Annotated in this window: 12 protein-coding genes; 3 read left to right on the top strand and 9 right to left on the bottom strand. The window is 58.9% G+C overall.

What is annotated here, in order from left to right; all coding sequences use genetic code 11:
- Window positions 1–2: 2 nt before the first annotated feature.
- The 4 genes from D8U69_RS14560 to D8U69_RS14545 all read right to left on the bottom strand — a co-directional run bounded on the left by D8U69_RS14560 (window position 3) and on the right by D8U69_RS14545 (window position 4,712).
- Window positions 3–1,721: an FAD-dependent oxidoreductase gene (locus D8U69_RS14560; RefSeq protein WP_130904863.1), complete on the bottom strand. Its 1,719-nt coding sequence runs from the start codon at window positions 1,719–1,721 to the stop codon at window positions 3–5.
- 71 nt (window positions 1,722–1,792) lie between these two features.
- Window positions 1,793–2,113, bottom strand: coding sequence for an NIPSNAP family protein (locus tag D8U69_RS14555; RefSeq protein WP_130904862.1), 321 nt, complete (start codon window positions 2,111–2,113; stop codon window positions 1,793–1,795).
- Window positions 2,082–3,860, bottom strand: coding sequence for an FAD-dependent oxidoreductase (locus D8U69_RS14550; RefSeq protein ID WP_130904861.1), 1,779 nt, complete (start codon window positions 3,858–3,860; stop codon window positions 2,082–2,084). The genes D8U69_RS14555 and D8U69_RS14550 overlap by 32 nt, the downstream gene beginning before the upstream one ends.
- A gap of 33 nt (window positions 3,861–3,893) precedes the next feature.
- Window positions 3,894–4,712 (bottom strand): shikimate dehydrogenase, encoded by an 819-nt coding sequence (locus D8U69_RS14545; protein WP_130904860.1) that lies wholly within the window; start codon window positions 4,710–4,712, stop codon window positions 3,894–3,896.
- Window positions 4,713–4,857: 145 nt separating this feature from the next.
- Between D8U69_RS14545 and D8U69_RS14540 the strand changes: the two genes are divergently transcribed.
- Window positions 4,858–5,631 (top strand): IclR family transcriptional regulator C-terminal domain-containing protein, encoded by a 774-nt coding sequence (locus tag D8U69_RS14540; RefSeq protein ID WP_130904859.1) that lies wholly within the window; start codon window positions 4,858–4,860, stop codon window positions 5,629–5,631.
- A gap of 75 nt (window positions 5,632–5,706) precedes the next feature.
- Here the strand turns inward: D8U69_RS14540 and D8U69_RS14535 are convergent, their stop codons facing one another.
- The 3 genes from D8U69_RS14535 to D8U69_RS14525 all read right to left on the bottom strand — a co-directional run bounded on the left by D8U69_RS14535 (window position 5,707) and on the right by D8U69_RS14525 (window position 8,946).
- Window positions 5,707–7,002: an OprD family porin gene (locus D8U69_RS14535; RefSeq protein WP_130904858.1), complete on the bottom strand. Its 1,296-nt coding sequence runs from the start codon at window positions 7,000–7,002 to the stop codon at window positions 5,707–5,709.
- A 117-nt stretch (window positions 7,003–7,119) separates the two neighbouring features.
- Window positions 7,120–7,575, bottom strand: coding sequence for a type II 3-dehydroquinate dehydratase (locus D8U69_RS14530; protein WP_130904857.1), 456 nt, complete (start codon window positions 7,573–7,575; stop codon window positions 7,120–7,122).
- Window positions 7,576–7,590: 15 nt separating this feature from the next.
- On the bottom strand, window positions 7,591–8,946 hold the full coding sequence (locus D8U69_RS14525) for an MFS transporter (protein WP_130904856.1): 1,356 nt from the start codon (window positions 8,944–8,946) through the stop codon (window positions 7,591–7,593).
- Window positions 8,947–9,112: 166 nt separating this feature from the next.
- Between D8U69_RS14525 and D8U69_RS14520 the strand changes: the two genes are divergently transcribed.
- Window positions 9,113–9,997, top strand: a complete 885-nt coding sequence (locus D8U69_RS14520) for a LysR family transcriptional regulator (RefSeq protein ID WP_130907588.1) — start codon at window positions 9,113–9,115, stop codon at window positions 9,995–9,997.
- Window positions 9,998–10,047: 50 nt separating this feature from the next.
- Here D8U69_RS14520 and D8U69_RS14515 read toward each other — a convergent pair whose 3' ends face one another.
- Entirely contained in the window at window positions 10,048–12,408 is a 2,361-nt protein-coding gene (locus D8U69_RS14515; RefSeq protein WP_130904854.1) for an ELM1/GtrOC1 family putative glycosyltransferase, read from the bottom strand.
- 202 nt (window positions 12,409–12,610) lie between these two features.
- On the opposite strand from D8U69_RS14515, the gene D8U69_RS14510 reads away from it, so the two are divergent.
- Window positions 12,611–13,420, top strand: a complete 810-nt coding sequence (locus D8U69_RS14510; protein ID WP_056855364.1) for a phosphocholine cytidylyltransferase family protein — start codon at window positions 12,611–12,613, stop codon at window positions 13,418–13,420.
- 16 nt (window positions 13,421–13,436) lie between these two features.
- Here the strand turns inward: D8U69_RS14510 and D8U69_RS14505 are convergent, their stop codons facing one another.
- Entirely contained in the window at window positions 13,437–14,270 is an 834-nt protein-coding gene (locus D8U69_RS14505) for a metallophosphoesterase (protein ID WP_130907587.1), read from the bottom strand.
- Between the last annotated feature and the right edge of the window lie 36 nt (window positions 14,271–14,306).

The following is a 14,306-nucleotide window of genomic DNA, read 5'->3' as shown; positions in this document are numbered from 1 at the left end:
GCTTACTCATCGGCCTGGCCTGCGAGTGTTTTTCCCGCTATGTAGGCGAAGGTCATGCCAGGCCCGAGGGTGATACCACCGCTGGGGTAATAACCGTTCATGATGCTGTTCATGTCATTGCCCACGGCAAACAATCCCGCAATCGGCGTTTGATCGTTGCCCAGCACTCGAGCGCAGGCATCAGTCTTGAGTCCGGCGAAAGTGCCGAGGCTGCCGGCAACCAGCTTCACAGCATAGAACGGGCCGTGACGCAGGCTGCCCAGGGATGGATTGGGACCATGCAGCATTTCACCCTGGTTTTTGTTGTACAGCGATTCGCCGCGCCGAAACGCCGGATCGCAGCCTTTCTCGGCAAATCGATTGAATGCACTGACCGTGGCATGCAGTTGCTGCGCATCAATCCCGCATTGGCTGGCAAGTCCCGCTAAAGTCGAATCCTTGAACAGATAGCCCATGCGAACATAGGACTGCGTCGGGAATGGAAAGGGTTTGGACCAGCCCAGGCCATAGCGCCGCTGCGCACGATGATCGCAAATCAGCCAGGATACCGGTGGTTCCTCCGGTCCGCAGGCATCGAACAGTGCTGACATGAAGTCATGGTAAGAGTCAGCCTCGTTGACGAAGCGCCGCCCATCCGGACGCACTGCGAGAAATCCCGGTTTAGCCCGTTCCATCAAGTGCGGGAAGCCACTGAAACCACCGTCCTCCCGTGGCACCCGAGAGACTGGAGCCCACGCTGCGGCATGCGCCAGGTCGGACGCCATGCCAGCCCCGACACTTTCACCCAGCCGCAGGCCGTCGCCGGTATTGCCCTTGGGGGCAGCGCTCAAGTGTTCGGTGCCGACAGGTGCGTGGGCGAAGTGGTGGGCGATTCGCTGCCGGTCGTGGGGAAAACCGCCACAGGCCAGCACCACACCACGTCGTGCCCGGATGTCGCTCAGGCGTCCGCTGTGCTCGAAGCGTGCACCGACCACACGCTGATCCTCTAACAGCAGATTCTGTACCGGCGATTCGGTCAACAAGCGCACGTTACGGTCCACTGCGCTTTTGAGCAGCCTGGCTACCAGTGCATTGCCGTTCACCAGGTGCATGCTGCGGCCGTGGCATATCACGTCACGGACGTGGCGCAGCAGGCGTTTGCCGCTATACAGCAGTGATCGTGCAGATCGGCTCGCATTGAGGAAATGATTGAGATCGGCACCACCGGCAATGCCCATTCCGGCGAGACTGATGATGTCGAGCGGCCGCCGTAATTTATTGATCCAGGGTCCCAGGCGACGGCCATCGAATGGCAGGGCACAGATCGAACGGCCGCCGCTGGCGAAGCCTTCGCTGGCATGAAAGTCAGGCATCTTGCTGCCGGAGAAAAACCGGACGTCGGTATGGCTGTGAAAGAACTCGACCATCTTCGGGCCTACTTCGAGGAACTTCTCCACTCGCGGGTCGAGTACGTCGCTGTGCAGTTCATTGCGCAGGTAGATCCGCGCCTGTTCGAGGTCCTCCATAAACCCTTCGGCGACGGCCAACGGGTTGCGGGGAATCCACAGCCAACCGCCCGACCAGGCGCTGGTGCCGCCGAGCACAGGCTCTTTTTCGACGACGATGACTTCGAGGCCCAGCTCGGCACAGGTGACCGCAGTCGCCAGGCCGGACGCACCGGATCCGATGACCAGGACATCACAGATAAGGTCGTCGACAGCTATCGACGGCAAGGCGCGCATGGCGATCTCCTTTGTTGTCTTTATCGGCGAGGCTAGCCGCTCTCAGGTGAAAGCGGCTCAACCGGCGATGGTTATGTCAACGGTGAAAAGTCAGTCGGACGCAGCAGGCGCGATTCCAGGGTCACCACGGCGTCGAGTTCCTTGTTCTGCCGGGCAAAATCCTGCCAACGAGGATCGGCCGCCATGGCATTGCGCCGGGCCATTCGATCGTCGAGGCTGGAGTAGGCCCAGATGTGCACGACCTGGTTGACCTCGCCAATTTCGGTGGTGAAGAAGCCGACCAGATTGCCCAGGTGCTCCTGCTGTACGGTCAGCGCCGCGTTTTTGTACAGGGCCAGCCAGTCGCCGAGGCGGGTCGGTTTAATCGTGTAGGTGCGCAGTTCGTAGTACATGCTGTTCTCCAGTGCGAGGGTCTTCGGTTGCATTGCGGTCAAGACGGGCGGCGATGTCAGTGGCTGCGAGATAACCAAAAGTGATGCCAGGGCCGAGGGTGATGCCGGGACCCGGGTAGGTGCCGTCCATGATCGAATTCATTTCATTGCCCGCCGCATAGAGGCCGGGGATCGGCGCGCCACTGCGGTCGAGTACGTTGGCCTGGCCGTTGGTGACCAGTCCGCGGGCGGAGCCAAGGTCACCGGTAAACAGTCGAACGGCATAAAACGGCGGCTTGCGCAGCGGTTTCAGGCACGGATTGGGACCGTGCAGCGGGTCGCCCATGTAGCGGTTGTAGGCGCTGCTGCCTTTGCCGAATTGACGGTCGACGCCTTGGGCGGCATCGGCGTTGAACTGTGCGATAGTCTGCTCCAGCGCATTGGCATCGATGTCTGTCAGCAGCGCCAATTCGGCGATGCTGTCTGCGCGCAATAGATAACCGGCGTCGATCAAGGCACTGTTATCGACCGGTCGCGGACGGGCCAGGCCCATGCCGTAGCGGTTTAGAGCTTGGTTGTCGCAGACCAGCCAGCAGGGCGCGTTGGCACCGCCGTTGGCGAACATGCCTTCGACAAAGCAGTGATAGGAGTCCGACTCATTGACGAAGCGTCGTCCGGCGCGGTTGACCGCAATCACTCCGGGCTTGGCGCGATCGGTCACCAGGTGCGCAAAGCGCTCGACGCTGCCATCGACTCTGCGCAGCACCGAAACCGGTGCCCAAAAGAAGTTCGACGAAAGGTTGGAACCGATAACTGCATCGGCCGTAGCGGCCAATCGCAGTCCGTCTCCGATGTTGGTGGGCGGTGACATGCTCCAGTGTTCAGAGTCCGAAACGGGCCGTTGTTCGGCGGCCTGAGCACCGGCGGCGAACCCGCCCGTGGCTAATATCACGCCGCCTTTGGCCAACACCTTGCGGGTTTGTCCACGCCAAGATATTTGCACGCCTTTTACTGTTCCCTGTTCCATCAACAGAGATTCGGGCGATGCTTGGAGCCACAAGTCGACGCCATTGTTGAACGCCGTAGTGGCAAGGCGCGCGATCAAGGCATTGCCTACCGTCAAACGCGTGCCGCGGGGGTGATTGAGGCGGTCGATGGCATAGCGTCCCATCAGTTTCAGGCAGTGCCAGAGGGATTTTGGCGAGCGCTTGAAGCTGAGAAAATGTTGGATATCGACCCGATTGACCATCATGCCGCCGAACAGCAACATGCCATCTGGCGGGCGCTTCAGGTCCTTGAAGTGCTCACCAAGCTTGCGTGCGTCGTACTCATCGATCTCCAATGCACGGCCGGTCTGCGTGCCACCGGGCAAGTCCGGGTAATAATCGGGCGACAGTGGCCGCAGGCTGTATCGGAGTTCGCTGTGGGCCTCCAGGTAACGCAGGGCTTCGCGGCCATTGTCGATGAAGGCATCGACCAGCGTCGGGTTGTAGCCGGCACCGATCACTTGCTTGAGATAGCGGCGCATTTGTTCGGCGCTCAGGTGATGCCCAGCGGCTCGCGCCTGATCGGTGTCGTGCAGCCAGACCGCACCGCCGGAAATCGCCGAGGTACCGCCGAAGGCGTCGGCCTTTTCCACCAGCAAAACCTTCAGGCCGCGGCAACTGGCGGTCACCGCTGCGGCAAAACCGGCGGCACCACTACCGAGGATGACCACGTCGTAGTGCAAGTCGGCACCGGTAGGCGGTTGGGTAGTCGTGTTGTTCATTGTCTTTCACCTCTCGAGGACATGGACGCAAAGTCAGATCTGCAGCGGCGTCACGCCCATGAAGTGGCCGAGATTGCCCAGTTGTGCCACGGCCATTTCCGGCCCGGTCTGGATGCGGCAACCCCGATTCAGAGCGAAGGCGAGAAACGGTGTTACGACCGGCGACGTCACGACATCGGCGACCAGCGTCGAGCTTTTGAGCGATTGCATCAGGGTCGGCGCCAGCGGCATCGGGCCTTCATCGCTGGTGGCAGCCATGCCGACGGGCGAGGCATTGACCAGCAGATCGAAGTGCTCGAGCGAGGCGGGATCAGTGCTGATTACGGTATCCGCAAAGGCACCGCGCAACAGTTCGCTGAGCACCTGCACCCGCTCCGCGCTCAAATCAGTGATTACCAAATGGCTGACACCGGCCTGACACAGCGCATAGGCAATCGCGCTGCCGACACCTCCGGTACCGATGACCAGCGCCTGTTTGCCTTGCGGGTTGAAACCCTGCTGGCGTGCAGCACTGAGGAAGCCTTCGCCGTCGACGATATCGCCCACCAGTCGACCATCGTTCTCGCGTCGAATGACGTTGACCGAGCCCAGCACTGCCGAACGTTCACTGACGCTGTCGAGACGGCCAGCGAGTAGTTGTTTGTAGGGAACAGTGACCACACAACCGCGCAGGTTTTGCCAGCCGCGCAGGGTCTCGATGAAGTTTTGCAGGGCGCTCGGGGCAAGATCGATCGCCAGCATGGCAATGTTTTGCTGGCGGTCGGCAAACCAGCGGTTGAAGTTTTCCGGCGATTTCACCTGGGCAACAGGTGAGCCGACGATGGCGACCAGTTCAGTCGAACCCTGAATCATGTGATGCTCCCGCTTATTGGCTGTGTTGTGAGCCAGATACTGCGGGGGGAGTGGGCGCTGAACAATCGAAGGCAAGGGCGAATACGTTGATAAACGCAGCGTGACTGCGATAATCGCACTCTTCGCTCAATAAAGAGTTCAGCCGATGAAGCAGCCCACCATCCATCAACGGGATCTGATCGTTGGCCTGCAAAAAGGCCTGGCGTTACTTCAGCTGTTTTCCCAGGAACACCCGCGTCTTAGCGTGCCCGATGCGGCACGAATGACCGGCATGACCCAGAGCGCTGCCCGGCGCTTTCTGCTGACGCTGGTGCACGATGATTTCGCGCAGACCGATGGCCGTGAGTACTGGCTGACGGCCAAGACCCTGCGTATCGGCCAGGCGTATGTCGACTCGGCAGTGCTGCCGCGCATGCTGCGACCGATCGTCGAACAGGTGGCACGAACCACTCAAGAGCATGTTTCGGTTGGCGTTCGCGATGGTGACGACATCGTGCATATCGTGCGTAGTCGCTACAGCCACATAACGTCGATGTCGATCCGCCCGGGATCTCGGGTACCGATGTATTGCACGGGCAGTGGTCGCCTGTGGCTGGCGAGCCTTTCGGCGCAGGAACTCGACGCCTATTTCGACCGTAACCCTCCACAAGCCATTACGCCTTACACATTCACCGATGAAACGCGGATTCGCAGTGAAATCGTCTTGGCGGCGCAGCGGGGCTATGTGCTGGTGGATCAGGAATACGAAGTGGGCATGCGAGTGTTGAGTGTGCCGCTGATTGATCGGGCAGGGCAGTTGCAGGCGACCTTGACGCTGACCACTCATGCATCGCGCATGAGCATCGAACAAATGCGCGAACGCTATCTGTCGGCGTTGTATGAAGGGCAGGCGTTGCTTAGGCCGATCATGACGCTGTGACACCTGAGTGTTGATGGCCGAAAGCTGTCCATCACAAGCGACAGTCTCGGCCCGCAACGTGTTACTTGAGTCGCATCACAACAACGAAATCGGATAGCTGACAAAGATCCGGTTTTCGTCGAATTCGTTGGTGCTGAAGTCTCTGCGAATGCTGGAGTTACGCCACTTGACGCTGAGGTTTTTCAAGGCACCCGACTGGATCACATACGCCAGCTCGGATTCGCGGCCCCACTCTTTGCCATCCGTGATTGCCCCCGTGTGCACATTGTCGCCGCTCAAGTAGCGGTTCATCATCGTCAGCCCCGGGATACCGACGGCGACGAAATTGAAGTCGTGGCGTACCTGCCAGGAGCGCTCCTGTGCATTATCGAAACTGGAGTTGTAGCTGTCGTTGGCCAGCGTGCCGCCACTCGCACCATTGACCCGCATCCAGGCGGTATCGCCGGTTAGCTTTTGCAGGCCCACATAAAACGTGTTGCCACCCAATTTTGCGGAGAACAGGCCGAAAGCGGTCTTGTTGTCCATGTCGCCGGCCAGGCTGGCACCGTTTTCCTTGCCGGTGAAAAAGCCCATGTTGGCGCCCAGCGTCCAGTCGCCCACCGGTTGGCTGTGGCTGAGACTGAAGTACTGTTGTTGATAGATATCTTTGAGTTCGTCGTACCAGAGCCCAACTGTCGTGCGCTTGTCATTGAAGGTGTACTCACCTCCACCAAAGTTGAACCGGTCGGAAGTGAACGCGGCTTTGCCGTTCATGGACATGTCTTCCATGCTGGCATCGTTACGCGGGCTGTTTTGACGAATTTGGCCACCATACAACGTCAGCCCACCGATTTCCTGGGAGGTGATCTGCGCGCCACGAAAAGTCTGCGGTAACGAACGGCCATCGTCCGAGCGCAGGATCGGCAGGGTACTGACCCACTCGCCGACTTTCACCACCGTTTTTGAAACCTTGGCCTTGGCGGCAACCCCCAGGCGTCCGAAGTTGTCGGCGGGGCGCCCATCGTCGTGGATGGGCAGCAGTTGCGTACCGCCAGTGCCTTTTCCACCATCGAGTTTCTGTGAATACAGCCCCAGCACATCCACGCCGAACCCGATTGGACCCTGGGTGTAGCCGGAGCGGGCGTCGAGGATAAAGTTCTGCGTCCATTCCTCGGCTTTGTTCTGCGGTGCGGCGCTGTTCGGGTAGGCGGGATTGACGAAGTTGCGATTGATGTAGGCGTTGCGCAAATTCAGGGTCGCGGTAGCGCCTTCGATAAAACCGCTGTTTTCATCGGCATGAACAATACTTGCCGACCCAGCGCTAATTGCCAGGGTCAGGCCGATGAGGGCGTGGTGCGCAAACTCATTACGGCAAAACAAGGTGTGGCGCATGGTTGTGCTCTCGCAGTGAATTATTATTTTTTTCAAGTTTTAAACTGACGCCTGAATTTCGGGCGCAGGCGGCCCTGGCAACCCGTGCCAAGGGACCGCCGGAGAAGCGTTTAGCGATTAAGCGTTGGGCGCCTGGCGACGAAGCAGGTCGTCAATGGCCCTGAGTGCGAGGGGGTAACCGTCGGCGCCCATGCCGCAGATCACCGAATTGACCACGCCGGACATGATGGAGTGACGATGCAATTCGTCGCGAGCATGGATGTTCGACAGGTGCAGCTCGATCAGCGGAGCGTCGATCAACTTCAGGGCATCCAGTACGGGAATCGAGTGAAACGAAAGACCGGCCGGGTTGATGATCACGGCAGCGCCCTGTTCGAAGGCTTCTTGAATCCAGTCGACCATCACGCCTTCGTGATTGGTCTGGCGAAAGTCGCAGACCAGGTCAAGTTCCTCGGCCAGTCGTTCACTGCGTTGACGAATCTGATCGAGCGTGGTGTGACCGTAGATGTGCGGCTCACGACGACCCAGCAGGTTCAAGTTCGGGCCATTAAGGATGAAGACGGTGCGGTTCATGGTCGTCCTGTTGCGTTATTTGGAGAGAAGGGCTGAAGCACGAGAGTCGACGGCGTCGTCTTCAGCGAAGGCGTTGAGGTCGATGCCGCGGGTTTCCGGACCGATGACGATCATTGCCAGCGAGATCAGGTTGATCACGGCGCACAGCGTCACCAGAGGCCATGGCGAGTTGTTCGACTGGCTCATTAGCCACACGGCGATCATTGGCATCGGACCACCGATCACCAGGTTAGCGCCGGTGTAGGCCAGTGCCGAGCCCGAATAGCGGACCTGGGTCGGGAATGCTTCGGCGAATGCCACCGGTTGAATGCCGCTTTGAAACTGGGTGAAGCCCAGAAACAGCCCCATGATTGCCATGATGGCGGCGACGTTCAGGGTGTTGAGGATTGGAAAATAGACGAACAGGATCAGCAGGGTCATGCACGAACCGAACGCCAGAGCCTTTTTACGGCCCCATCGATCCGACAGATAGCCACCGGCCAGCGCACCGAAAATGGCACAAATGTTAGCCACCATCAGCGACATGAAACCGGTGGACTGGCTGAAGCCCAGATGTTTGGTCAGGTAGCTGAGGGAGAAAATCACGATCAGATAGAACAGCGCAGCGGGCGAGCAGAAGAACAGCATCAAACGCAGGATGGTTTTGTAGTGGCTGCCCACTGCGGATTTGAGCGGACTTTTTTCCTGCTTGACCGGGGTCTTTTTCAAAGCAACAAAGGCGGGGGTTTCATCGACTTTCAAACGAATGTAGATCGCGACCACCACCAGTACGAAGCTCATCAGGAAGGGGATTCGCCAGCCAAAGCTTTCGAACTGTTCGCTTGAAAGCGTCGCAGCCAGGCCCATCAACACACCGTTGGCCAATATCTGGCTCAACGGTGAGCACAAACCGAGCATGCCGGAGTAACGCCCGCGGCGGTCGGGGGACGCGTGCTCCAGCGCCATCAGTTGCGCACCGGTAGACTCACCGCCCAGCGCAAAGCCCTGAATAATCCGCAGCAGCACCAGCATGATCGGCGCCCAGATTCCCACCTGGCCATAGGTGGGTAACAACCCCATCAGTACCGAAGCCAGACCCATTAAGGTCACGGTGGCCAGCATCAGGTTGCGACGGCCCAGTTTGTCGCCCAGGTAACCACAGGTAATGGCACCCAAAGGTCGAGCGGCCAGGCCGACGCCGAATGTTGCCAGCGAGGCGAGTAGGCCGGCCGTTGGCTCCATGGCCGGGAAAAACAGTTTTGGCAGGATGGTCGCCGACACGGCGCCATACAGGGTGAAGTCAAACCATTCCAGGGCGGTGCCAATGGTCGCGGCGGTCACCGCTTTGCGAGGCATGCGCGAATCATGAGTCTCGTGACTGGTTGTGCTCATTGAGGTGCTCGTCATTGTTTTTATGGTTACGGGGTACCCATACGATTCCGTTCGAGCTCAGGCGCGAGCAGGAAACGTCGAAGTGGGTAGACATTAGCGCATCCCCCCTACAGAATAATTATCGAAATCACGACAAATAGATAAGCCGGCCTTATGGGTGAGATTCATGGAATTGCGTCATCTGAAAGCTTTTGTCGTCGCGGCCGACTTGCAGCACTTCAGCCGGGCGGCTGAACAACTGGGCATTGCGCAACCGGCGTTGAGCCAATTAATGCGCACGCTTGAGTCGGAGCTGGGCCTCGCACTGTTTCGTCGGGAAAACCGCGGCGTTGCGTTGACCGCCGCTGGCGAGGCTTTCTTGCCGCATGCGCGTCAGTCCATCGAGTCCAGTGAACTGGCGACTGCCGCTGCGCGCCGTGCCCGGCGCGGTGAAGTCGGCGAGATCAACATCGGTTACCACTCGGCGCTGTTCGAGGCCAACTTGCCGAGACTGCTGCGGCATTACTTCAGCACGTTCCCTGAAGTCAAAGTATCGCTGGTGGATGCGGGGATTCGCGCGCAGTTCGATATGTTGCTGGACCATAAGCTCGACCTGGCCTTTGCCAGGGTGTTCAAGGATCACTTGCCGGATCGCCTGCGCACCCATCATTTCAGCCTGTCCAGGCTCGTCCTTCTGATTCCGGATAACCATGAACTTTCGCAAAGTTTCAGCGGAGACCTGGCCACTCTGCGCCACGAGAAATTTGTGTTTTTGCAGGATAGCGCCGGCATTGGCCTGACCTCACACACCCTCCAGGCATGCCGGCAAAACCAACTGCACCCCGAAAACATCATGTATGTACCGTCACTGATGAGCATTCCCGGTTTGGTGGCTGCCGGCATCGGCCTGAGCATTGTGCCGGAAACGATGAGCCGGTTGACCATGCCGGGCATTCGGATCGTGCCGCTGTCTCAACCGGAAATGGTCAGTGAGCTGTCACTCATTTCACGTATTGATGAGCGTTCCAGTGCGGTGCTGCACTTTATTGAAGAAGCCCATGGGTGGGGATGAACGCCGTGCGTTCGAGCCAAAGCATGTTCGGTATCCTGGCTTCATTCCGGTCACGAACCTGACGGCCGCTCGCCAATGATCAAGCCGCGAATGGCGTTGATCGCTCGTTCGCGGGCGCTTTGCAGCGCTTGTGGAGACAGCAGCGGCGGCTGCAGAGGGCCTTGTGACAAGGGCATCACGCCGAGTGCGAGGTGCGCCTGTTCGAATTGGCGTTCCCGCCTGATCAAGCCGCCCGACACGAGTTTGAAATAGAACCTGCTGAATCCCTCCTGCTGCTTGGGCGTGCCACGCACCCCCGTTGTCCGGTCAATCACTCCCAGGCGCTGTTCCAGTGCGTGGCGAAGTCGGGCTTTGCGGTTGCGTTGGATCGGCAACGGAAAAACCGCGACCGGGCGTCCGGTCATGCAGGCTTCCGTCAGCATTGAAAGGCTGTCGCCGGTGACGATAAAACCATCGGCCAGGGCCAGAAACGCAGGATAAGGATTGTCTTGGGTCTCACCGAATCGATACGACCAGCATGGAACGTCAATGACCGACAGCAAGGTATCGGTGGTCGTTGCGGATGAGCGCGGGCTGGTCGATAACAAAATCGAGCCACCCATGGCTTTGACCGCTGCATTGGCTTCAACACCGAGTCGTTGCACTGCCTGCGTGTCCATGCAGTAGGGAGAGGCGCTGGCTCCCACGAGTACGGCGATCCAGGGGCGCGGCAGTGAAGCGAAACGCTGTCGCCATTGCTCCAGTTGCGCCTGATCGAGAGCACGCGGGTTCATGTATGGCGCAGGGAGGTCGACAACGTTATCCGCCAGGGCCAACCCATATTGCGGGGTGGACAGGACCAGGTCGAATCGCCACAACGGAACCTGGGCACGTCCCACATGCACCAGTTGTGTCGTGCCTTTGGAGCGATGTTTGATCCATTGGGCAATCTGGGCGCTGCGTCGCCCCGAACTGAAGACCAGGTCTGGCCAAGGTGCGTTCAGGCCAGGAATTGGCCGTCTGGGCAGCTTGCTTCCCAGCAGGGCGTCGAGCAGATAAGAACGCGGTGGAATGGTGATCCGTTTGCATTCGTAAGGCCAGCCCAAGGCGTCCGCCATGGCCATCAGCTGCGCATTGTCACCGGCATGATTGCTCAGCAGCACCCATACCTTAGGACTTTCGGCGGTATTGAGCCGCAGCGCATAGTCAGCGACGAAGCGCTGCGTGTGCCCCTTTTCATCGACGCAATCGAGCTGCCAGCACCGATCGGGATAACGCCGCGCGATGCGTCGCAGAAGCCGGCGCCAACCGCTGACAGAACTGATCATCGAGCCATCGCCACTGAGCCTGGCCTTGACGTACAGCATTCGCGTGGCCAGTGCGAACAGGCGATCCACGACCCAAGGCAGGTCTTCCGGTGCCAGCTTTTCAAGATCATGCGCAGCGATGAAATCCTGAGCAGGTAAATCGACCTGGCGCAGCTGTTCCACATCGAGTTGCCGAACAGCAGGGCCGAATGCCGGCGTTTGTTGCCACGGCCCGATCAGCCCGAACTTCGCACACTGCAGGTTACGGCTGCGCAGCATGACATCCTCTGGCATCAGCGCCGGTTGTGCAGTGGCTTCGCGCTTGAGCTGGAAGAATCGCGGACTGGGTTCGGCTGCCGTGTAGAGCTCATACCCGGTTGCGTCTGCCGCTTCTTCAAGGCTGAGGAAAATTTCGGCATAGGGATGGATTTGATAGCTGTATTGGGCAGGCAGCGGTCGCCAGGGTTGTAGATGCAGCGTCGTGTAATGCAACAACCGGGATTCGCCGTGTTTGTATTCCAGGTCCCGGGCGTGCCAGATGGCATCCAGTATTCCGAAGTTCCCCGGAATGTCTGACGCAGCTGCATGCAGCTTTTTCTTACTGATCGTGGTGGCTGCTTTCATATTCCAGCAACGCTGCATCCGCTCGCAATCGATGAGCATGACTGCCGTTTCTCTGGGCGCGAGCGCCAGATAGCCGTGTTCACCCATCGGTTGGTCGAACAGCTCGGCCGGGTCGGCGGTGTAGAGCTGATCGACGTCGTTGTACAACGCGCGGCCGTGGCGCCCGGCCAGGTCCGGAATAGCGAAGCGATAATTGGTGAAACCGGTACGCCAGCCGGTCTGATCGAAACCGGGCAGGCCAGTCATGCGGTAAATTTCGTAGCGCCGATCCGGGTTTCGCACTTGCGCCAGCGCAAAGACAAAAATGCGTTCGGCACGGTACTGCGCAGGCTCGGTCCCAAGGAATATACGCACGGCGGGGGCTTGCGGTGCGCCGGCCCTGGCCGCCAGGACTATCGGCTCGATGCGGGGAATCGCCACGGGTTGCCCACTGTTCGTTTCGACGATGGGGTCGAGGGTGTCAATGCTTGAGGATGGCTGTACTGAACCCTCCAAGCGCATGGGCGTTTCCTCCGAAAATTGGTTTTCAGAAGCATAGAGCGAAAATCCGAGGCGTCGAGAATAAAACTTCGTCGCGATACTGATTGAATTGAGCCGATGGGCGGGCGTCCTCAGTCCAATCATTGATCTAGTCTACCAAGCACGCCCTCACTGATCGAAGGGTGCTAGTGGTTCAGATCCTGGACTTGGGGAGCCTGGAAATATGGGGTTATTCGAACAACGCACCCGTACAACCGCAATTATTTTGAGTGCCGGACAAGGACGACGGCTACTTCCATATACAGCGAATTCTCCCAAATGCCTGATCGAAGTCGGCGGGCTGCGGGTCATTGAATGGCAGATTGATGCGTTGTTGGCTGCCGGAATAAGCCGGATCACCGCCGTGATTGGCTACGGGGCAGGCCAGGTTGAACAGGTTCTGAACGAGCGCTATGGGCCGGGCGTCATCTCGACGATCTACAATCCGTTCTTCGAGGTCGCCGACAATCTGGCCAGTTGCTGGATGGCTCGCCATGTCATGCATGATGATTTCATCTTGCTCAATGGCGATACGTTGTTCGAACAGCCGGTGCTGGAGAGGCTGCTGGAGGCGCCTGTCAGACCGATTACACTCGCGATCGACAAGAAGTCGGCTTATGACAGCGACGATATGAAGATCCAGCTCGCCGGTGAACGGATCAGTGCTGTCAGCAAGCAGATTGCGCTCGATAAGGTCGACGGGGAATCCATCGGCATGATGCATTTCCAGGCGGGCGGAGGACCGTTGTTTCGCAATGCGCTGGAAGAAAGTATGCGCCGTCCCGAAGCCCTGCAAATGTGGTACTTGAGCATTATCAATTACCTCGCAGCGACGACAGGGCAGGTGTTCGCGCAATCCATCGAAGGACTGGACTGGAATGAGCTGGACTTTCCCGCCGACCTCCAGGCTGCGCAGGCAATGGTCGAGTTTTGGGCGGGCCGCAAATATGGCACGGCCTTCTCCCTCGCTGAGGAAGCGAAGGAGAGTTCCTGACGGTGACGCAACCCCGTTAATTTGCGCTCGCAACCCCGGGCAACAGACAGTCGCAGCGAATTTCTTCGCAGCGCTCGAATGCGCTTTGCAAGGAAGAGTATTCCCAGCGCTCAACGTTAACTTGCCTTGTCAGTTTATCCAGATGGATTCGATTGAATGAGTTGGGGGCATTGCCACGCAGGCGTGACGAGAGCGTGGTGCCGGCCTGCACCCCCCAGATTTCCTTGGACAGCCCGGCATATTGCGTGCTGAGTGCCAGCACATAGGGCAGATGGATATGCCCTCCCATCACCACATCGAGCCCCGACGAAGCCCAACGCTCCAGTGCAGCCCGAGCACCGATCTGCAAATTGCGCCGGTCGGACGCGACGATAGCGCCGAACGGTTGATGAGCGACAACGATGCGCAACTTTTGCCGATCGCACCTCTGCAGTCGCTCAGCCACTTCCTCGACTTGTCGGGCAGTGACCTTGCCTGCCTTGCGCCGTGAAGGATGCGTTGTGTTCAAGCCGATGATCAATGCATCGTCATTTTCGAAAATGGGTGCCAGATTGCTGTCGATGTACCGGTGATAATTCCCATAGGGTGAAAACACGCGCGCGAGCAGGTTGTACAGGGGGATATCGTGATTGCCGGGAATCGTCAGCACCTGAGGTATTCCGTAATCCTTGATGCGCTGGATGAATGCCTGCGCCGAGGCGAACTGAGCGCGTCTGGCGCGTTGCGTAATGTCCCCTGAAAACAGCACCAGATCGGCGCCATGCGCCTTGACGTGCGATTCAAAGGCTTGCATGACGGGGGGCAGTTCCGTGCCGAAATGCGTGTCGGAGATATGCAGAAGACTGGTCATCGTTGTTGGAAATCCTCTGTGCCGGGGCGTGCTGGG

Origin of the sequence: Pseudomonas sp. Sample_16 (assembly GCF_004307665.1) — a bacterium.
Taxonomy (GTDB): Bacteria; Pseudomonadota; Gammaproteobacteria; order Pseudomonadales; family Pseudomonadaceae; genus Aquipseudomonas.
This window is presented reverse-complemented; position numbering and strand designations above follow the sequence as displayed.